The following is a 17,542-nucleotide window of genomic DNA, read 5'->3' as shown; positions in this document are numbered from 1 at the left end:
CGTGAGGCGGAATGTCTAGCTATCGAAGCTGGTCAGAAATGCTGCGATTGCGGCGTCTGCCTGACGATTTTCCGATGATGTCTGAAGCCTTGTAGCATTCAGAACTGCTTTTTGAGCATCATGGTCGAGGCTTATGAGCTTTTGAACATTCTGGGGGGTAACTTTTCCCCTCATTAACGCCCCTCGTGCCATGCCGTGAGCAATAAGATACGCATAAAGTCTGGCATTCGGAGATGGGGGCACGCCTTCGAAAGGACGTGCCACGCATCCACAGAGCAGGCTCCCCACCAAAACAAAACCTGTCAGTTTGCGGGTGAAGGTTGCTCCGAAAGGAGCCTGCCGTGACATCAGGAAGCCTTGGTAGCCAGAATGTCGCGGATCTCTGTCAGAAGAACTTCTTCCTTGGTCGGTGCTGGCGGCGCTGCTGGTGCAGCCTCTTCCTTGCGGTGAAGCTTGCCGATGAGGCGCACAACCCAGAAGATGAAGAATGCCACGATCAGGAACTGAATGACAGCATTCAGGAAAACACCCAGATTGACGGTAACCGCACCGGCCTTCTGTGCTTCTGCAAGCGTATCCTTGACCGGGCCCTTCAGGGTGATGAAGAGGTTAGAGAAATCCACACCACCTGTCAGGAGGCCGATGAAAGGCGTCAGGACATCTTTGACGGCGCTGTTCACAATCGTGGTGAAGGCCGCACCGATGATGACACCGACGGCGAGATCCAGCACGTTTCCGCGCATAATGAATTTCTGGAAGTCGCTCAGCCAGCCCGGAGTATGCAGGGCATGTTTCGTTTCGCTCATATTTCGAACCTCTCTTGGGGGAACCCGCATCACTGCGGTTGCAGGCCGGAAAAGCGCTACCTGCATCGCCCAAGGGATAAACGGACTCATGTGATCCCGTAAAGTGTGCTTTCATCCTTGAGCGGTTTCCGTTATACGCGCCTCATGATTCGCTCCGGTCGGTATCGGAGCTTTTTTCCTGGAGTAGAGAATTCATGAAATCCGGCATTCATCCCGACTACCACGAAATCAACGTCATCATGACCGATGGCACCGAGTACAAGACCCGCTCCTGCTATGGTCAGCCTGGTGCTACGCTGCGTCTCGACGTTGATCCGAAGTCCCATCCGGCCTGGACTGGCGTGCAGCGTATGCTCGACACCGGAGGCCAGGTTGCCAAGTTCAACAAGCGCTTCGCTGGTATCGGTACCCGCAAGTAAGCTTGTCTGCCTCCACGCTCCCCTCTTGAAGGGGCGCAGGACAGGTACCATCTGGAATATCGGTCATGATGCCTTCGGGGTCATGGCCGGTAAACCAAGCGCAGTCTGCCAATTGGGGATTGCATCAGATGAACCCTGCCTTGAGGAGGTTTTCATGACATACGATTTTACGCCGCTGTTCCGCAGCGCAATTGGCTTTGATCGCCTTGCCCGTATGGCTGGCAACGCTGCCAATGCTCAGGCTATGCCGAGCTACCCCCCCTACAATATCGAAAAAACTGCTGAGACAGACTACGCCCTGACCATGGCTCTTGCCGGTTTTGGCCCGGATGATGTTGAGGTTCTTCAGGAAGACAATACGCTCGTCATCCGGGGAAGCGTTCCAGAAAATACCCGGGATCGTGAGTGGCTTCATCGCGGTATCGCGACGAGAGCTTTTGAGCGGCGCTTCGTGCTTGCCGATCACACAGAAATTGATCAGGCCGAGCTTCAGAATGGTCTGTTGACCATCGTGGTGCGGCAGGTTGTTCCTGAAGCTGTCCGGCCGCGCCGTATCCCGATCGTCACAGGAAACGGTGTTCATGGTCATCAGAACGTAGCGGCATCCACATACGCTGGCACGCAGCACGCTGCATGACGGTGGATCGGCAGGGCGGTTTTTGGATTTGCCCTGCCGTTTCGACCTTGACCAGATGTGTGATGGTGCCCCATACCGTTTCTCATTATCGCCGTGCATCCAGCAGGTGCCGCGATCATATCCCGAGCGGCCTTTCGTTCCTCTCCGGGTACGCCAATCGGTGCCTGCGCTCTCGCCGGCCCCTTAGCGCCCCAAAAGGAACGCACTGACATGACCCTGCCTTTGATGCCCAAGGCCACGGCCGTCTGGCTAATCGAGAAAACCGGCCTGACCTTTACTCAAATTGCTGAATTCTGTGGCATGCATCCGCTTGAAGTTCAGGCAATTGCCGATGGTGAAGTTGCAGCCGGAATCAACGGCTACGATCCGGTCAAAAATCATCAGTTGTCTGACGCAGAGATCAAGCGCTGCGAAGCGAACCCGGACTCCAAGCTGAAGATCCTGTCGTCTGGCAGCCCGGTGAAGCGTCGCGCCAAGGGCGCGCGTTATACGCCTGTTGCAAAGCGCAATGACCGCCCTGACGCCATTGCGTTTGTTCTTCGTCAGTTCCCGCATCTGACGGAAGCTCAGATCGTAAAGCTTCTGGGCACGACGAAGGACACCATCATCAAGGTGCGTGACCGCCAGCATTGGAATAGCGCGAACATTAAGCCGCGCGATCCCGTCATTCTCGGTCTTTGCACCCAGATGGATCTGAACGCAGCGGTTTCAGCTGCCAACGACCGTCTTGCCCGTGAAGGTCAGACGCTTCCTGTGGTGAGTGCATACGACGCTCATGAAGACAGCGCTCACTGAGCTGAGATCAAGGATGTAGCTTTTCACGAAGCTGCATCCTTTTTTATTGGTGCGGGCCTGACTGGTTTAGGCCGCCTCAGCCGTGATATGGATTCATGACGATGGACGGAATGAATTCTGTTCGTCATCATGCCGTGACAGAGTTCCGGGACCGATAGCAATGATGACCGATAACAATGCCATGCTCCGCCGCCTCCACGAACTCCGGAGCGAGCATCGCGATCTTGATACGGTTATTGAGCGCCTGGTGGACCATCCCCTCAATCAGCTCCAGATTCTGCGCCTTAAGAAGCGCAAGCTGCAGCTAAAAGACGAGATTTCCTGGATCGAGACCCGTCTGATTCCGGATAACATTGCCTGATGAGCCAGATCCTTTCTCCGAGCGAGACCATTCAAGCAGAAGACGCTGTGCGCGTTGGTGTCATCATGGGGAGCCAGTCTGACTGGGAAACCATGCGGCACGCCTGTGACATATTGGACGAACTGGGTATTGCCCATGAACGTCGGATTGTCTCTGCGCACCGGACGCCAGATCGTCTTGCGGACTATGCGCGTACGGCCCGCAGCCGTGGATTGCATGTCGTTATCGCAGGTGCTGGCGGGGCTGCTCATCTACCCGGCATGTGCGCGGCGTGGACGTCCCTTCCCGTTCTGGGCGTTCCTGTGGAAAGTCATGCGCTTAAGGGGCAGGATAGTCTGCTATCCATTGTGCAGATGCCAAGTGGCGTACCTGTTGGAACGCTGGCGATTGGTAAGGCTGGAGCCAAGAATGCTGGCCTGTTAGCGGCTTCCATTCTCTCTTTGGCCGATCCGGAGCTGGCTGCGCGCCTTGACGCGTGGCGCGGCACCCAGACGGCAGCTGTTGCGGACATTCCTGTCGAATGACGGTTCAGAATAATCAGGTTTTTGCACCTGGAAGTACAATCGGGATTATTGGTGGCGGCCAGTTGGGGCGCATGTCAGCAATGGCGGCCGCCAAGCTTGGTTATCGTGTTCATATCCTGAATCCGGCGGCCACGAGCCCTGCTATCGAAGTTTCAGCTTCTGCGACAGTTGGGTCTTACAATGATCCAATAGCGTTGGAAGATTTTGCTGCTCGCTGTGACGTAGTGACTTTCGAATTCGAAAATATCAGTGTTGATGGTCTGTCACTGCTCGAAAAACGTCGCCCCGTCCGTCCTGGTGGCGAGATCCTGAGGATCAGTCAGGACCGAGTTCTGGAAAAAACCCGGCTTGCTCAGGCTGGCGTGGAACTGGCACCGTGGAAAGCGGTATCCGAGCCGGCGGATCTCTTTGCGCTGGAAGAACTGGGTTTTCCTCTCATCCTGAAAACGACCCGTTTTGGGTATGACGGGAAAGGGCAGTTCCGGGTTGAAAGTGCTGAAGCACTTTCTGCGTTGACGGACTTGCCGTACCCGCTTGTTGCCGAAAAAATGATCGACTTTCAGCGTGAGCTGAGTGTGATGGTTGTTCGCGGAATTGACGGCACAGTACGGTGTTTCGACGCAGTGGAAAACCGCCACCGCGACGGTATCCTGGACATCACCTTGGCTCCCGCACCTATTATGCCGAATATTGCAGAGCACGCTCAGGCTATCGCAACACGCATTGCGACGGATCTTGAGCTGGTTGGCATCATGGGAGTGGAGATGTTCCATGCTGCTGATGGTCAGTTGCTGGTCAACGAAATTGCTCCCCGGCCCCACAATTCAGGGCATTGGACGATGGACGCCTGTCTGATCGATCAGTTTGAAATGCATATTCGGGCTGTGGCGGGGCTGCCCCTTCCGCCTGCGCGACGTCATTCGGACGCTGTCATGCATAATCTTGTCGGGCCGGAAGATATGGCGCGGGTTCCTGCCATACTGGCCACAGACGGTGCATCACTGCATCTCTATGGCAAGCACGAGGCACGTCCGGGCCGGAAGATGGGGCACGTCAACACGCTCTTTCCGCGTGGCGCATTGCCGGGCGAACTCGCCCTTGAAGGACTACTGCCTCCGAGGGGCTGAGAGTGGCTTGCGCTAGATCAGGCCAAGCCGTTGGAAGCTGGTATGTTTGCCGTTGCCGATGATGAGGTGATCCGTGAGTTGGACGCCCACAACATCCAGTGCAGCCTGAACCTGCTGGGTCATCTGGATGTCGGTCTGTGAAGGTGTCGGATCGCCGCTTGGGTGATTGTGGACCAGAATAAGTGATGTGGCTTCAATTTCGATCGCGCGGCGGGCGACCTCCCTTGGGTACACAGGGGTGTGGTTGACCGTACCGCGTGCCTGAGCTTCATCCGCGATCAGGCTGTTTTTCTCGTTGAGAAAAAGAATGCGGAATTGCTCGATATTTTCTCGCGCAAGTCTGGCTGTCAGGTAGTCCAGAAGTTTCTGCTCGCTATCGAGAAGATCAACTTTTGGTAGCCGCTCACGATTATAACGAAGTGCAGCATCATGCAGAACCCGGATCATCGGGACCATGTGTGATCCCATATCCTTTATGCTGGCCAATTCCCTGTTTGTGGCTGCCAGAATGCCCGCCAGCGATCCAAATCGTTCAAGCAATAAGGGGCTTAAAGTCTCTGCTTTTGCTTCGTCGCCGGTGAAAAGAGTGACGACCATTCTGAGAAGAGTATCGTCATCCAGATGACGACCTCGTCCGCTCAGCAATGCCCTTGAAGGCTCGGGTAACTCGGTTGATCGCTGAGTGGTCACGGCCGCGGATCTTATGGTCTGAAGCAGAGAGCTATTCAGAACTTCAGAAAATCCGTCTTCGGCTGCCAGCATATCGTCCATGTGTTTTTGTGGCATTTCCCGGATGTTGATATCAAGCCACAGAATATGCCTTGAGGTACGGGCTGGATATAAGGCTACGACCACTTCCTTGTCATGGTAGTGGTCGTAGATTTACGATTTCCTCCGAACTTATAGCAAGCCTTCCTGTCGAAAGCTGCAAACCGGGGTGTCGGGCACCTCCAAGAGAATATCATGCAGAACAATCGAAAGTGGCCTGAGTGCGGTTTCCAGCGTTCGAGCAGCGGTTGAAAGCGCGGCTGGCTTTAAAGCTGGCTGAACATGAAGTCCGATGATGGCGGTGGCGTGCAGGGCAAGTGCGCGGATTGCGATAGCGCGATTCAGGACGGTAATATTTTCGAGTTCTGGAGCTGCTTCATCGGATAAAAGACGATTGCGATTGTCCAGGTAAAAAAGGCGGAATTGCCCGCGAATTGCTCCCGCCAGGGCGGTCTCAAGATATTTCATCAGCTGAGGCCAATCCCCCAAAACGGGTCTTTCGCGGTGTTCGGCAGATGCCAGTCGTTCTGCCGCAACGGCTGGCAGTCTCAGTGCACGAATGGTGTCGTCGTTGAGGCCTGCGCTTCTCAAATCCTGTGTGGGTGCGCGGAAGACGTCGATCAGGCTTCCGAAGTGGCTGATGAGGCCTTTTGCGAGCGGCTTGGTATCCTTGCGCGCGATGCCCAAGAACAGCAGCATTTCCAGAATTTCGTAATCTGCCAAGGTTTCTGCGCCGTTGGTCAGGACGCGGGTTCGCATTCTGGCTCGATGGCCTTGTGGTCCGGTGCCGCGTGTCAGAGTGATCCGGGGAGATGATGTGTTGGCCATAGAGCCATCACACTCTATATCGGGAGTGTGCCGCAAGACCCTCTCATCCCCACCCCCGAGTATCTCTCCCGCCTGAACCCGGAGCAGAGACGTGCCATCGAGACAACCGAAGGCCCGTTGCTGATTCTTGCCGGTGCAGGAACGGGAAAGACGCGCGTGTTGACGACGCGCTTTGCCCATCTTCTTCTGACCGGACGGGCTTACCCCAGTCAGATTCTGGCCGTGACATTCACCAACAAGGCTGCGCGTGAAATGCGCGAGCGTGTTGGTGCTCTTCTGGGGGAGCCTGCCGAAGGGCTCTGGCTTGGCACATTCCACGCCATCTGCGCGCGGATGCTGCGGCGTCATGCGGAGTATGTGGGCCTGACGAGCGGGTTCAATATTCTGGATACGGATGATCAGCTTCGTTTGTTGAAGCAGATTATGGAACCCTTCCGGCTGGATACGAAGCGCTGGCCGCCTAACCAGCTCATGGGCATTATCCAGCGTTGGAAAGATCGTGGCCTGACGCCGGATCGCGTGACGCCTGCCGAAGATACGGATTTTGCCAATGGGCAGGCCTTAGCCATCTATCGCGGCTACCAGCAGCGGCTGCGCGAACTGAATACCTGCGATTTCGGCGATCTGATGCTGCACATGGTGGAGATCCTGCGGTCCCAGCCGAATGTGCTCGCGCAGTATCATCGGATCTTCCGCTATATTCTGGTGGACGAGTATCAGGACACCAACACGATCCAGTATCTCTGGCTGCGTTTGCTGGCGAAGCGTGAGCAGGGTCCTTCCAACATTGCCTGTGTGGGAGACGACGATCAGTCGATCTACTCCTGGCGTGGGGCCGAAGTTGAAAATATTCTCCGGTTTGAGAAGGATTTTCCCGGCGCTGCTGTTGTCCGGCTGGAACAGAATTATCGTTCGACGGCGCAAATCCTGGCGGCGGCGGCGGGATTGATTGCTCACAATGAAGGACGATTAGGCAAAACGCTCCGTCCCGGCCGTGAGGATGCGCAGGGCGAGAAGGTCCAGATCATCGGGGTTCGGGATTCCGATGAGGAAGCCCGGATTGTTGGTGGCGCGATTGAACGCCTTCATGGCGATGGTCATCCGCTGTCTGAAATGGCGATCCTGATGCGTGCTGGCTTCCAGACGCGGCCATTTGAAGAGCGTCTGATGACGATAGGCATACCCTATCGGATTGTTGGCGGTCTGCGGTTTTATGAACGCTCGGAAATCCGGGACTGTCTGGCTTACATGCGCGTTCTGTCGCAGCCTTCGGACGATCTGGCGTTTGAACGGATCATCAATGTTCCGAAGCGTGGCGTAGGGGCTGTGGCTGTGCAGAAGCTACATGGTGTAGCGCGTACCCTGCCCGGCCCGTTAACTGCTGGTGTTCTGACGCAGATTGAACAAGGTGCGCTCAAGGGAAAGTCCAAGGAAGCCCTGACCAGTCTGATGGAAGCGTTTCAGCGCGCGAAAGCGACGCTCGAGACCGAAGGTCAGGTCGTGGCTGTTGAGCAGCTTCTGGAAGATAGCGGCTATCTGCAAATGTGGCGTGATGACCGCTCTGTGGAAGCTCCGGGCCGGCTTGATAACATCCGTGAGCTTTTGCGGGCGATTGGCGAGTTCGCGACGCTCGAAGGTTTTCTGGAACACGTCGCGCTTGTCATGGATACGGAAAGCGAGACGAGCGACGACAAAGTTAGCCTCATGACGTTGCACGGCTCCAAAGGGCTGGAGTTCGATACTGTGTTCCTTCCTGGGTGGGAGGAAGGCGTTTTCCCGTCTCAGCGGTCCCTGGACGAAGGCGGCAACCGGGCGCTGGAGGAAGAACGGCGTTTGGCTTATGTCGGGCTGACACGGGCAAGGCTTCGGGCCATCGTTGTTCATGCGGCCAGCCGCCGCATTTACGCGAACTGGCAAGCCTCCATGCCGAGCCGGTTTATTGAGGAAATTCCATCCGAGTACGTTCAGACGAGCGGGCAGTCTCTTGAGAGCCGGAGGCAGGCTGCGGCATCGCCTTCCATGTTTGCGTCCGGCCCGTTTACGAGTACGCGTCGTTCTTCAGGGGGGCCTCAGACCCCTCGCCCGCGCGTTACGGACGTGCAGCCGCAGGCAAATGTCCCTCTTGGAGCAACGGTTTTTCATCAGAAGTTTGGCGAAGGCACCGTGATTGCGGTGGATGGCAGCCGGCTGGAAATCAACTTTGAAAATGGCGGCATCAAGCGCGTCATGGCAAATTTCGTGGAGATCAGATCGTGATGGCACCCCGCAGCATTGGCCGACGCCATGCCAGTGCGCTTGAAACCCTGTCCATTACGGTGGAGGAGGAATTTGTTCCTCTTTTCGAGCAGGCCCTGATGTGTGTCTGTGAGACTGTCGGGATTTTTGAGGCTGATGATGCGCAGAAATACTGGCGTATCGAAGGTGTCAAAGACACTGGTTACAAGGAAGACGAGCTTGACAGTGCGTTGTCCGTTGCGCGTCTTCTGACGGGCTGTGAGGCAGAACTGCTTCGTGAGGCAACGGAAGCCGAAGGTTGGCTGGCACGAACCTATGAATCCTTCCCGCAGCAGGACGTTGGCAAGCGGTTTGCCATCCGAGGGACCCATCTGCATGGCGAGCCTGACCGCTCTCGCCTGACCATTACCCTTGATGCCGGTATTGCCTTTGGGTCGGGTGAACACGGATCAACGCGGGGATGCTTGCGAGCACTGGAAATGGTGGCGTACCGCAAACCTCATCATATTCTGGATATGGGGTGTGGCTCTGGTATTCTGGCAATGGCTGCGGCGAAGCTGCTGCATCGCCCGGTTCTGGCTGTCGACATTGAGCCATGGTCTGTGCGGACAGCTAAAGCCAATGCCCGTCTGAACGGACAGGGCAACCTGCTGGACTGTCGCTTCGGAAATGGCTGGAATACGGCTCAGGTGCGCGTCAAGGCGCCGTATGATCTCGTGTTTGCCAATATTCTGGCGCGTCCCCTCTGCCGGATGGCGCAGTCTCTCGCTATCAATCTGGCACCGAACGGCACGGCTATTCTTGCTGGGCTGTTATACACACAGGCGAATATGGTTCTGGCTGCGCATCGCCGTCAGGGACTTGTTCTTGAGCGTCTGTTGCGTGAAGGCGACTGGGCAACTCTGATTCTGCGTAAAAGAGGCTAAGATGTCTGTCGTAATCCGTGAGGTTCAGGAGGCCGACCTTCCCGCAATTCTGCGGATTACGAATGACGCCATCGAGCATACCGATGCACTCTGGATCAGCACGCCGTTCACGATGGAGCAGCGTCGAAAATGGATTGCTGATCGACAGGCTCAGAACTTTCCGGTTTTCGTGGCCGTTGATGGAGATGGCGTGGTCAGTGGGTACGCATCCTATGGGCCGTTCCGGGCTTTCGAAGGCTACGCTGGCACAGTCGAACACTCTGTATATGTTTCATCCGAGTGCCAGGGACGCGGACTAGGCAGGCTTTTGCTAAAGCAGTTGATCCAGCACGCAAAAAGGGCCGGATTTCACGTAATGGTGGCCGGGATTACGGCTGGCAACGAGGCATCCATCGCGCTGCATCATCGCTTAGGCTTTCAAAATAACGGTATTTTGCCTCAGGTTGGACGCAAGGGTGGCCGTTGGCTGGATCTTTTGTTCATGACGCTCTGCCTTGAGGCTGTTTCCAAACCGGAAAAGGACTTTCCATGACCCTTTCCTCCATTCCGCTCAAAGAGCGCCCTACTCTTGTTCGCAAGGCGTGTGAGGCGCTGGGCGTTGCAGGTTTCATCATCCCGCGGGGGGATGAATATCTTGGGGAATATGTTGCCCCCTGCTCCGACCGCCTGGCCTGGCTGACGGGCTTTACGGGAAGCGCGGGTCTGGCGGTTATTCTTCAGGACGCTGCTGCAGTCTTCTCGGATGGACGGTATACCGTTCAGATGGAGGAACAGGTCCCCCATGATCTCTGGGAGCGGCGACATGTGAGCATGGAGCCTGCGTCAGACTGGCTGGAAGAAAAAGCTCAAGGCCTGCGCGTCGGATATGACCCCAAACTGGTCAGTCGGTCCATGCTGGCATCCTGGAGTGCTCCCGGGGTTGAGCTGGTGCCACTGGCACTTAACCCGATTGACCAGGCATGGCTCGACCGCCCTACTGCGCCGGCTAATCCCGTCATTAATCACGGTGTGGAACTGGCGGGGGAAGCAAGTTCAAGTAAGCGCCAGCGCCTGGCCGCCGTGTTACGGAAAGCCGGACAGGATGCTGTGGTGCTGGCGGACTGCACGTCCGTCGCCTGGCTCCTGAATATTCGCGGCAGTGATGTCCCGCTAACGCCTGTGGCCCATGGATATAGCCTGCTGCATGCTGATGGTCGGGCAGAGCTGTTTGTGGACCCTGCCCGCCTTGAAGACGATCTGGCTACAGCGCTCGATGAAGAGGTCGCTGTTCAGGCACCGAGTACACTGGAAAAACGCCTCGTAGCGCTGGGTGGCAGGGTCGTACGGCTCGATCCTGTGACGACGCCAGTTTGGTTCGAAACGACCCTGAAAGCCGCTGGCGCTTCAGTGGTGGATGGGAATGATCCCTGCACGCTACCCAAGGCTGTCAAAAACCTGACCGAACAGGATGGTGCACGTCAGGCACACCAGCGCGACGGTATTGCGATGGCACGTTTCCTCCATTCCGTTTCGATATCTGCTGCGGGACAACGGGAGACGGATCTTGTGGAGCGCCTTGGGATGTTCCGCCAACGCTCTGCCGACTATCGGGAACAGAGTTTTGATGCGATTTCGGCCTCAGGACCGAATGGGGCATATCCGCATTATCGTGCAGAAGTCGGCAAGGACCGCGTGCTTCCGGCCAATAGCGTTTATCTGATTGATAGTGGTGGGCAGTATCCGTTCGGGACGACTGACATCACACGGACGCTCTGGATTGGGCCGGAGTCAGCTCCTCAGGACGTCAAAGAAGCGTTCACGCGTGTTCTGAAGGGAAATATCGCGTTATCGCGCGTGCGTTTCCCGCCGGGAACCACGGGGCATCGTCTGGATGTTCTGGCGCGTGCTGCTCTTTGGCAGGTTGGGCTGGATTATGATCATGGGACCGGACATGGCATTGGCAGTTATCTGTCAGTGCATGAAGGCCCGCAGAATATTTCACCGGCACCGCGTCCGACAGCCTTGGAAGCGGGTATGATTGTTTCCAATGAGCCAGGGTATTACGAGCCGGGGGCTTATGGCATTCGGATTGAAAATCTGATGCTTGTTAAGTCTTCCTCCTATCAAGGGGCGAAGGGCGTATTTCTCGAATTTGAAATCCTGAGCTACACGCCAATTGATCGAGAGCTCATTGATGTGACGCTACTGGATGATGCTGAACTCGAATGGCTTAATGCGTATCACGCAGACGTTCTGACGCGCGTAGGACCGGTTGTTGAGCCTGATGTTCAGGAGTGGCTTGAGAAGGTCTGTGCGCCAATGATGCGCGAAACGACCGGTATCCAGTAAGCGTTTATTCATTTTCCCCGGTCATAAGGTTGGTATGACCGGGAAGCTCCTGTTTTTTCTATTCTGTATAAGTGTTGCTACGTCATCAGCAGGCGCCAATGACTGGGATATGGCGCGGGCATGTAGCGAGGCCGTGTCTATTGCAGAGCCGCAGGTTGGTATTCCGAACGGTCTTTTGGGGGCTATCAGCCGTGTAGAGAGTGGCCGTCGGGACCCATTATCGGGCCGGACGGTCGCTTGGCCTTGGACTGTGAATGCTGCTGGGAAAGGATATTTTTATCCTTCAAAAGTCGAGGCCGTTGCTGCGGTCGAGGCCTTTCAGAGTGCAGGTATCACATCGATTGATGTTGGTTGCATGCAGGTCAATCTTCATCATCACCCGAATGCATTTCTCTCGTTAGAAGAGGCTTTCGACCCCTTCACCAATGTCAGATATGGGGCTTCTTTTCTAAAAAATCTTTTCACGCAATTGCGTGGCTGGAATGCGGCAACGGCTGCCTATCACTCTTTAACGCCTGCTTTGGGCGCGGAATATGAAGAGCATGTCATGGCAGTCTGGAATGGGAAGAATGACATTTACAGGCCGCCAGATTTCTTGCCGCAGGTGGTTATGACTGGTTCAGGTCTGCGGGTTATCGTGCCGCAGTCTGATGAGCGAATAGCGACCAATGTGCCAAGAAGTTCCTTGCAGGCGAGAACGACTACTTCTAGTAGATTCCCGCCATCAACTGTGAGCCATACTGCTTACGCTCCTCCTCCGCGCATTATTCATCATGTGACAAATAACGGAGGAGGAACTGAAAGCCATGGCCGCGACCTGATGTCTTATCGTGCAAGTCCCGTCAAGATGGCCTGGCGACAAAACTGAGGCGTTGGACTACCTGCCGGGTGCGGTCCAGTTATTGTGCTTGTATCCGGAATATGGACCTGGCGTATCGCCTTGGCGCCAGTGAGTGCGATCAACACGATCAGAGTGATGGTCGTGAGCACAGGCTGTCAGCCCAAAGGCCAAAAGGATAGGCCCCAAAAGAAAACGGAACCTCATAATTTCTCTCCACGATATAGCCAGCCTAGCAGCAGGAGGCTGACGACAACGCGTTAGAGGGGATCAACGTTGCGGGGAGAAACCTGTCAAAAGATGATAGAGATACAGCATAAGCCAGTAGAGTTCTTTCAAAAGTGTCCAGAAAGCTCGAAAGACCTCGAATGGGTCAAAATTGGCACTGATCGACAGCGTGGAGGTTCCTTTAAAGGGTCGGGTTTCCTCTCGATAAGCGAAAACCGTCATTTTGAGAAATCCGGGAACAATCGCAAAGTGCCCTGAAAAATGTCATGAGCGTCACAATGGCTTAAAATCTTATCAGAAATCTGAAATCGAAAGCTGTTCTTGCTTTCGATCGCATACCCATTTCGTCAGCTTTTTTATGGAAGGTGCTGGATTCCAAATCGCATCAAAAACCAAAAATGTAAGGAGTAAATAGCCAAGGCGCCTCTCCCTTAATTTTGGGTTTCCATATTGGTTTAGATACCCCGATAAATACGAGCGCGGATCAAATCAGCATTGTCTGTTGATGCATCTGCATACGGAGTTGCAACCAGGCCAGCGAGCATTTCGACCAGAGGAGCCATGGACTGGACGGTCTGCATATAGCTTGCAGCTGAAGGGCAATAGGTTTGCACAATCGGGGTCGCGATTGTCAGCAGCGTATTGAGGTCGGCTCCAAGAGATTTTGCCCAGCTTTTCCCGGTATCAACCGTAATGGATCCGCCAGAACTGGCTTCAATCGAGGCGGTAACACTCTCGATCTGGGCTACAAGGCTATCGAACCTGGCCTTGTCATCAGTGGACAGGTGATTGATTACACCCGGCATTGTTTCGATGATCTGAACCGCATAAGCGATGGCCGCGGCATCCTTGTTCAGGGCGGCTGTGTTGAAGCTGGTGCTGTTGCTCGTCGTCGAGCAGGCCACTGTCGAAGCGAGCAGCATACCCGACAGGCCAAACGCAGCGATGCGATTGAGAAAGTGCATATAATAAAGTCCCTAGATATGAAAAAACCGCCTCAAAGGGCGGTTGAAAATGAATGTTGCCGATAATTGATTGGGCCAGATAAAGCTAAAATGTGCTGGGAGGGCCGTTTCTGGATTATTCCGCGTAGCGAAGTTTAATTGCGCGCAGCAAGGACTTACGCTGAATCACTCTGTTATTTTGCGGTGGGATTTTGAGTGATGGGGTCTCAGTTCTTGCGAAAAGTCAGCCCGGTGATTTTTTTGGAGGGCTCTAATTCTGAGCGGTATACCAAGCACAGAAAAGTAGAGGATGATTGAAGTTATTGATTTTTTGAGAATATCTGACCGGATCGGGTGGTGGGCGCAACAGGGATTGAACCTGTGACCCCTACCATGTCAAGGTAGTGCTCTACCGCTGAGCTATGCGCCCCCGATCCGGTGAGGCGGTGTTTAACTGTCTGGAATGTGGGTGACAACCCCCTTGAACAAAAAAAATGCACTGAGGTTATGACTGACCCTTCCCCCTATCCTGCTGTAATCATTCAAAAGCCTCAGAAAACGGCCATTCCTCTTGTGGTTTCTTCTCCGCATTCCGGACAGAAATATTTTCAGGATTTTCTGGAGAGCAGTCGGCTTTCATTGTGGGAGCTTCAGCAGACAGAAGACAGGTTTGTCGATCAGTTGTTCGAATGTGTTCCATCCATCGGGGGAACATTGCTGACAACCGAATTTCCACGGATCTGGTGTGACGTTAATCGGGATTGTCGTGAACTGGATTCGGGAATGTTCAAACCTTCTCTTTCCACCTCTGGTCTGCTGCAGACCTCAAAAGTCCGTGCAGGTTTCGGGGTTATTCCGCGTTGCGCCACGCAAGGACGACCAATCTATACGCACTGCCTGCCATTGGATGAAGTTCAAAGGCGCCTGGTTGCGTCGTGGGTCCCCTATCATCAGGCCCTTCAGAATCTTTTGCATGAAATGCAGAAACAGTTTGGGTCAGTAATTCTTCTAGAGGCTCATTCCATGCCCCGCCTGCATCAGGCGAAAAGCTGCGACATGGTTCTGGGTGATCTGCATGGCAAATCATGTTCCCCCGCTCTCACAGAATGTGTGGAGCAGTATCTTTCAGGCAGAGGATACGCTGTTCGAAGAAATGTGCCTTACGCGGGGGGCTACATCACGCGACATTATGGCCAGCCATCTGAGGGCATTCATGTCCTTCAGCTCGAAATATGCCGATCCCGTTATTTGAATCCGGCCACCCTTCAGCCGTCGCGTGGGTTTGAACAGGTTAAAAACGATATAGACGGCCTTGTGCTTGAGTTGGCTGATCTTGCATGTCACGCCTTTCAGCTCAGCGAGGCTGCTGTGGCAGAATAATCCCGGTGGCTTTTTTATGGTTACGAACTCAAGAAACCGGTCACTAGATTGTGCCCTGCCTATTCTTTGAAACTATGCGCTAAGCTCCGGATTTTAAACTCTGGTTTGGGACATAGGCATGTTTCTGGGAATTGACGTCGGAACTTCCGGAATCAAGGTTTTGTTGGTGGACGAGAACCAACAGGAAGTTGCGTCTCATACAGAGGGTCTGACAGTCAGTCGGCCATACGATGGATGGAGCGAACAGGCTCCGGAAGACTGGTGGACTGCGACCTGTCGTGGCATCGACCACTTGAAGTCCAGAGTTCCAGAAGCTGTTTCTGCCATACGGGGCATTGGTCTTTCCGGCCAGCAGCATGGTGCAGTTTTGCTGGATTCTGCGGGAGAGGTTCTGCGCCCGTGTATTCTTTGGAATGATACCCGCTCAGAGGCGGAATGTGCGCTTTTTGAAGAGCGTTTCCCCCGCAGTCGAGAGATTACGGGCAATGTGGCAATGCCCGGCTTTACCGCTCCAAAAATTCTGTGGGTTGCGCGGCATGAACCTGAAATTTTCGAACGTATTCAGCATGTTCTCCTTCCCAAGGCATGGCTGCGCTACAGAATGACGGGCCAGATGATTGAAGACATGTCCGATGCTTCAGGCACTCTCTGGCTGGATGTGGGAAAACGTGAATGGTCACCTGAAGCCTTGAAGGCAACGGGCCTGACACGTGCCAACATGCCTGAGCTCCGTGAGGGGACTGCGCCAGCAGGATATCTGAATGAAGAGCTCACCAAACGTTGGGGAATGGTTGCTTCCCCGGTCTTTGCCGGCAGTGCGGGCGATAATGCTGCGGGAGCTGTTGGGCTGGGCGCAATCCGCAATGGCGATGCGTTTATCTCGCTGGGAACGTCTGGTGTTGTTTGGGTAACGACCAACGAATTTCGTCCGGAGCATCAGTCTGCCATCCATGCATTTTGTCACGCTGTTCCCAAGACCTGGCATCAGATGGGCGTCACTCTGTCTGCCGCGGCCTCGCTTGCCTGGTGGGCAAGAACCTGTGGGATGAAAGAAGCTGATCTGCTGGCTGAACTTCCGGAAAAACCGTCCCACCCTTCTCCAGTCTTGTTTGCCCCTTATTTGTCTGGAGAAAGAACGCCTCACAACGATGGGACCATTCGAGGGGCATTTATCGGGCTTTCACAGGACACAAGCCGTGCTGAGCTGACGCAGGCAGTATTAGAGGGGGTGGCATTCTCTTTCCGGGACGCCCTTGAGGGTCTGAAGGTGTCAGGATCGTCCATTCAGGAAGCTGATGTCATCGGCGGGGGATCGCGCAGCCCATTCTGGATTTCCATTCTGGCGTCTGTGTTGGATTTACGGCTCCATTGCCTGGCACATGGAGAGCATGGTGGCGCATTCGGGGCTGCCAGGTTGGCGCGTCTTGCGGCAACGGGTGAAAGTGTAGAGAGCGTCTGCACGTCTCCAGAACGTGTCTCGGCAACTGATCCTGAAGCTGGCCTTCAAAATGAATATGCTGCGGCCTATTGCAGGTACCGTCGGATATATTCAGCGCTTCGTAACATTCAGGATGCGTGAATTAATTTTGGTAACGCAAAAAGAAGAGGTTTTGTCTGCGGAAAACGCGTGGTAGGGCCCATGGTCATGCAGACAAAAATTCCTTCCGTCTATCTTGCTGGAGATCTCGTCTTTCGACCTGATGCTCTCTCCATATTCGAGCGCCTCAAAGCTATTTGTGCGGAGTATGGGCTTGAAGGGATTGCTCCGTTTGACGGGCAAGCAGAAGCTCGTCTGATGCCGCCAGGACGGGAGACCATTCTGGCATTTGTCCGCGCTGACCGAGCATTGATGGATCAGTGTGATGCAGGCCTGTTCTGTGTGGATCCGTTCCGTCGTGCGGCGGACATGGATCCAGGCACTGCCGTGGAAATCGGTTACATGCACGGTTTGGGCAAGCCGATGGAGGGCTATACAGTTGACGGACGACTGTATCCCGAAAAAGTTGAAGCATACTGGGAAAAATCCTGGAAGCAGTCGCTTCGACCGAGGGCCGAGGAAGGGGCGCCCGCTTCAGGCAGTCAGGAAGATCCAGATGGAATGTTGGTTCATTCTGAAGGTCTTCTACAAAATGGCATGGTAGACGGCTTCATCGGCTTCTCGGGCGGGGAAATCTCTATTGACCCGGATTTTTATGAAGCTTTTCGAAAAGCAGCAAAACGTCTCTCAGGGCGTCTGAGCCATTAAAACGTGCCTTTCTCTTTGATACAGCTATGGGAAATGCTCGCTGAGAAGCTTTGAGAGCGCCCGCGGGCAGGATTATCATCTTGAAAGGTTACTGCCTTGCGATTTCACAGGCTGGCCATTGTCTGTTTGAGTATTATGGCGGGATGTGCAGCT

The 17,542-nt window shown here is 54.7% G+C and carries 20 protein-coding genes and 1 tRNA gene; 14 read left to right on the top strand and 7 right to left on the bottom strand.

The features are described 5' to 3' along the window. Positions 1 to 15: 15 nt before the first annotated feature. Both KP708_RS09045 and mscL read right to left on the bottom strand, forming a co-directional pair. Complete coding sequence (locus KP708_RS09045; protein WP_211503987.1) at positions 16 to 348, bottom strand: hypothetical protein; 333 nt, start codon at positions 346 to 348, stop codon at positions 16 to 18. Further along, positions 348 to 806, bottom strand: a complete 459-nt coding sequence (gene mscL / locus KP708_RS09040; protein WP_099212467.1) for a large-conductance mechanosensitive channel protein MscL — start codon at positions 804 to 806, stop codon at positions 348 to 350. Before mscL ends, KP708_RS09045 begins: the two co-directional genes overlap by 1 nt. Before the next feature lie 194 nt (positions 807 to 1,000). Here mscL and rpmE point away from each other — a divergent pair, with 194 nt between their 5' ends. The 6 genes from rpmE (at position 1,001) to KP708_RS09010 (ending at position 4,669) form a co-directional block, all read left to right on the top strand. Beyond that, positions 1,001 to 1,225, top strand: coding sequence for a 50S ribosomal protein L31 (gene rpmE / locus KP708_RS09035; RefSeq protein ID WP_046901535.1), 225 nt, complete (start codon positions 1,001 to 1,003; stop codon positions 1,223 to 1,225). Positions 1,226 to 1,379: 154 nt separating this feature from the next. Continuing rightward, the gene (locus tag KP708_RS09030; RefSeq protein WP_215750913.1) at positions 1,380 to 1,862 is read left to right on the top strand and encodes an Hsp20 family protein; all 483 of its coding nucleotides are present in this window, start codon (positions 1,380 to 1,382) and stop codon (positions 1,860 to 1,862) included. Positions 1,863 to 2,072: 210 nt separating this feature from the next. After that, a complete protein-coding gene (locus tag KP708_RS09025) occupies positions 2,073 to 2,657 on the top strand; it encodes a DUF1013 domain-containing protein (protein WP_046901536.1) in 585 nt (194 codons plus the stop codon). 160 nt (positions 2,658 to 2,817) lie between these two features. Continuing rightward, complete coding sequence (locus tag KP708_RS09020; protein WP_046901537.1) at positions 2,818 to 3,018, top strand: YdcH family protein; 201 nt, start codon at positions 2,818 to 2,820, stop codon at positions 3,016 to 3,018. Continuing rightward, positions 3,018 to 3,542: a 5-(carboxyamino)imidazole ribonucleotide mutase gene (gene purE, locus KP708_RS09015; protein ID WP_215750914.1), complete on the top strand. Its 525-nt coding sequence runs from the start codon at positions 3,018 to 3,020 to the stop codon at positions 3,540 to 3,542. The genes KP708_RS09020 and purE overlap by 1 nt, the downstream gene beginning before the upstream one ends. Then, a complete protein-coding gene (locus KP708_RS09010; RefSeq protein WP_215750915.1) occupies positions 3,539 to 4,669 on the top strand; it encodes a 5-(carboxyamino)imidazole ribonucleotide synthase in 1,131 nt (376 codons plus the stop codon). Before purE ends, KP708_RS09010 begins: the two co-directional genes overlap by 4 nt. A gap of 12 nt (positions 4,670 to 4,681) precedes the next feature. Here the strand turns inward: KP708_RS09010 and radC are convergent, their stop codons facing one another. Both radC and KP708_RS09000 read right to left on the bottom strand, forming a co-directional pair. Beyond that, entirely contained in the window at positions 4,682 to 5,455 is a 774-nt protein-coding gene (gene radC / locus KP708_RS09005; RefSeq protein ID WP_252348092.1) for a RadC family protein, read from the bottom strand. A gap of 114 nt (positions 5,456 to 5,569) precedes the next feature. Continuing rightward, positions 5,570 to 6,265: a RadC family protein gene (locus KP708_RS09000; protein ID WP_215750917.1), complete on the bottom strand. Its 696-nt coding sequence runs from the start codon at positions 6,263 to 6,265 to the stop codon at positions 5,570 to 5,572. A gap of 27 nt (positions 6,266 to 6,292) precedes the next feature. On the opposite strand from KP708_RS09000, the gene KP708_RS08995 reads away from it, so the two are divergent. From KP708_RS08995 to KP708_RS08975, 5 genes are all read left to right on the top strand, one after another. Further along, positions 6,293 to 8,521: a UvrD-helicase domain-containing protein gene (locus KP708_RS08995; protein WP_215750918.1), complete on the top strand. Its 2,229-nt coding sequence runs from the start codon at positions 6,293 to 6,295 to the stop codon at positions 8,519 to 8,521. Further along, the gene (locus tag KP708_RS08990) at positions 8,521 to 9,426 is read left to right on the top strand and encodes a 50S ribosomal protein L11 methyltransferase (protein ID WP_202207609.1); all 906 of its coding nucleotides are present in this window, start codon (positions 8,521 to 8,523) and stop codon (positions 9,424 to 9,426) included. Before KP708_RS08995 ends, KP708_RS08990 begins: the two co-directional genes overlap by 1 nt. A gap of 1 nt (position 9,427) precedes the next feature. Beyond that, positions 9,428 to 9,958, top strand: a complete 531-nt coding sequence (locus KP708_RS08985; RefSeq protein ID WP_215750919.1) for a GNAT family N-acetyltransferase — start codon at positions 9,428 to 9,430, stop codon at positions 9,956 to 9,958. Next, entirely contained in the window at positions 9,955 to 11,754 is a 1,800-nt protein-coding gene (locus KP708_RS08980; protein WP_215750920.1) for an aminopeptidase P family protein, read from the top strand. Before KP708_RS08985 ends, KP708_RS08980 begins: the two co-directional genes overlap by 4 nt. Before the next feature lie 133 nt (positions 11,755 to 11,887). Next, complete coding sequence (locus tag KP708_RS08975) at positions 11,888 to 12,622, top strand: transglycosylase SLT domain-containing protein (RefSeq protein WP_371822769.1); 735 nt, start codon at positions 11,888 to 11,890, stop codon at positions 12,620 to 12,622. A gap of 240 nt (positions 12,623 to 12,862) precedes the next feature. On the opposite strand, the gene KP708_RS08970 is transcribed toward KP708_RS08975, so the two are convergent. The 3 genes from KP708_RS08970 to KP708_RS08960 all read right to left on the bottom strand — a co-directional run bounded on the left by KP708_RS08970 (position 12,863) and on the right by KP708_RS08960 (position 14,194). Continuing rightward, positions 12,863 to 13,042 carry a hypothetical protein gene (locus KP708_RS08970; RefSeq protein WP_215757166.1) on the bottom strand — a complete coding sequence of 60 codons (180 nt, stop codon included), beginning with the start codon at positions 13,040 to 13,042 and terminating at the stop codon, positions 12,863 to 12,865. A 233-nt stretch (positions 13,043 to 13,275) separates the two neighbouring features. Further along, positions 13,276 to 13,785, bottom strand: coding sequence for a hypothetical protein (locus KP708_RS08965; RefSeq protein ID WP_215750922.1), 510 nt, complete (start codon positions 13,783 to 13,785; stop codon positions 13,276 to 13,278). A gap of 334 nt (positions 13,786 to 14,119) precedes the next feature. Next, positions 14,120 to 14,194, bottom strand: a tRNA-Val gene (locus KP708_RS08960). A 77-nt stretch (positions 14,195 to 14,271) separates the two neighbouring features. Here KP708_RS08960 and KP708_RS08955 point away from each other — a divergent pair. From KP708_RS08955 to KP708_RS08945, 3 genes are all read left to right on the top strand, one after another. Continuing rightward, a complete protein-coding gene (locus KP708_RS08955) occupies positions 14,272 to 15,144 on the top strand; it encodes an N-formylglutamate amidohydrolase (protein WP_215750923.1) in 873 nt (290 codons plus the stop codon). A gap of 118 nt (positions 15,145 to 15,262) precedes the next feature. Further along, positions 15,263 to 16,723: a xylulokinase gene (gene xylB, locus KP708_RS08950; RefSeq protein ID WP_215750924.1), complete on the top strand. Its 1,461-nt coding sequence runs from the start codon at positions 15,263 to 15,265 to the stop codon at positions 16,721 to 16,723. A 66-nt stretch (positions 16,724 to 16,789) separates the two neighbouring features. Further along, positions 16,790 to 17,389, top strand: a complete 600-nt coding sequence (locus KP708_RS08945; protein ID WP_215750925.1) for a nucleoside 2-deoxyribosyltransferase — start codon at positions 16,790 to 16,792, stop codon at positions 17,387 to 17,389. Positions 17,390 to 17,542 lie beyond the last annotated feature (153 nt).

The organism is Gluconobacter sp. P5H9_a, assembly GCF_018812085.1.
Lineage (GTDB): Bacteria > Pseudomonadota > Alphaproteobacteria > Acetobacterales > Acetobacteraceae > Gluconobacter.
The sequence above is the reverse complement of the archived record's forward strand: the minus strand, read 5'-3'. Positions and strand labels throughout refer to the sequence as shown.

Bases quoted from the DNA above. Each gene is read 5' to 3' on its own strand.
- KP708_RS08980 (WP_215750920.1), top strand. From the start codon at position 9,955: ATGACCCTTTCCTCCATTCCGCTCAAAGAGCGCCCTACTCTTGTTCGC.
- KP708_RS09030 (WP_215750913.1), top strand. From the start codon at position 1,380: ATGACATACGATTTTACGCCGCTGTTCCGCAGCGCAATTGGCTTTGAT.
- KP708_RS08970 (WP_215757166.1), bottom strand. From the start codon at position 13,042: ATGACGGTTTTCGCTTATCGAGAGGAAACCCGACCCTTTAAAGGAACC.
- KP708_RS09025 (WP_046901536.1), top strand. From the start codon at position 2,073: ATGACCCTGCCTTTGATGCCCAAGGCCACGGCCGTCTGGCTAATCGAG.
- KP708_RS09000 (WP_215750917.1), bottom strand. From the start codon at position 6,265: ATGGCCAACACATCATCTCCCCGGATCACTCTGACACGCGGCACCGGA.
- KP708_RS09045 (WP_211503987.1), bottom strand. From the start codon at position 348: ATGTCACGGCAGGCTCCTTTCGGAGCAACCTTCACCCGCAAACTGACA.
- KP708_RS09010 (WP_215750915.1), top strand. From the start codon at position 3,539: ATGACGGTTCAGAATAATCAGGTTTTTGCACCTGGAAGTACAATCGGG.
- mscL (WP_099212467.1), bottom strand. From the start codon at position 806: ATGAGCGAAACGAAACATGCCCTGCATACTCCGGGCTGGCTGAGCGAC.
- KP708_RS08955 (WP_215750923.1), top strand. From the start codon at position 14,272: ATGACTGACCCTTCCCCCTATCCTGCTGTAATCATTCAAAAGCCTCAG.
- KP708_RS08985 (WP_215750919.1), top strand. From the start codon at position 9,428: ATGTCTGTCGTAATCCGTGAGGTTCAGGAGGCCGACCTTCCCGCAATT.
- xylB (WP_215750924.1), top strand. From the start codon at position 15,263: ATGTTTCTGGGAATTGACGTCGGAACTTCCGGAATCAAGGTTTTGTTG.
- radC (WP_252348092.1), bottom strand. From the start codon at position 5,455: ATGCCACAAAAACACATGGACGATATGCTGGCAGCCGAAGACGGATTT.
- purE (WP_215750914.1), top strand. From the start codon at position 3,018: ATGAGCCAGATCCTTTCTCCGAGCGAGACCATTCAAGCAGAAGACGCT.
- KP708_RS09020 (WP_046901537.1), top strand. From the start codon at position 2,818: ATGATGACCGATAACAATGCCATGCTCCGCCGCCTCCACGAACTCCGG.
- KP708_RS08965 (WP_215750922.1), bottom strand. From the start codon at position 13,785: ATGCACTTTCTCAATCGCATCGCTGCGTTTGGCCTGTCGGGTATGCTG.
- KP708_RS08945 (WP_215750925.1), top strand. From the start codon at position 16,790: ATGCAGACAAAAATTCCTTCCGTCTATCTTGCTGGAGATCTCGTCTTT.
- KP708_RS08990 (WP_202207609.1), top strand. From the start codon at position 8,521: ATGGCACCCCGCAGCATTGGCCGACGCCATGCCAGTGCGCTTGAAACC.
- rpmE (WP_046901535.1), top strand. From the start codon at position 1,001: ATGAAATCCGGCATTCATCCCGACTACCACGAAATCAACGTCATCATG.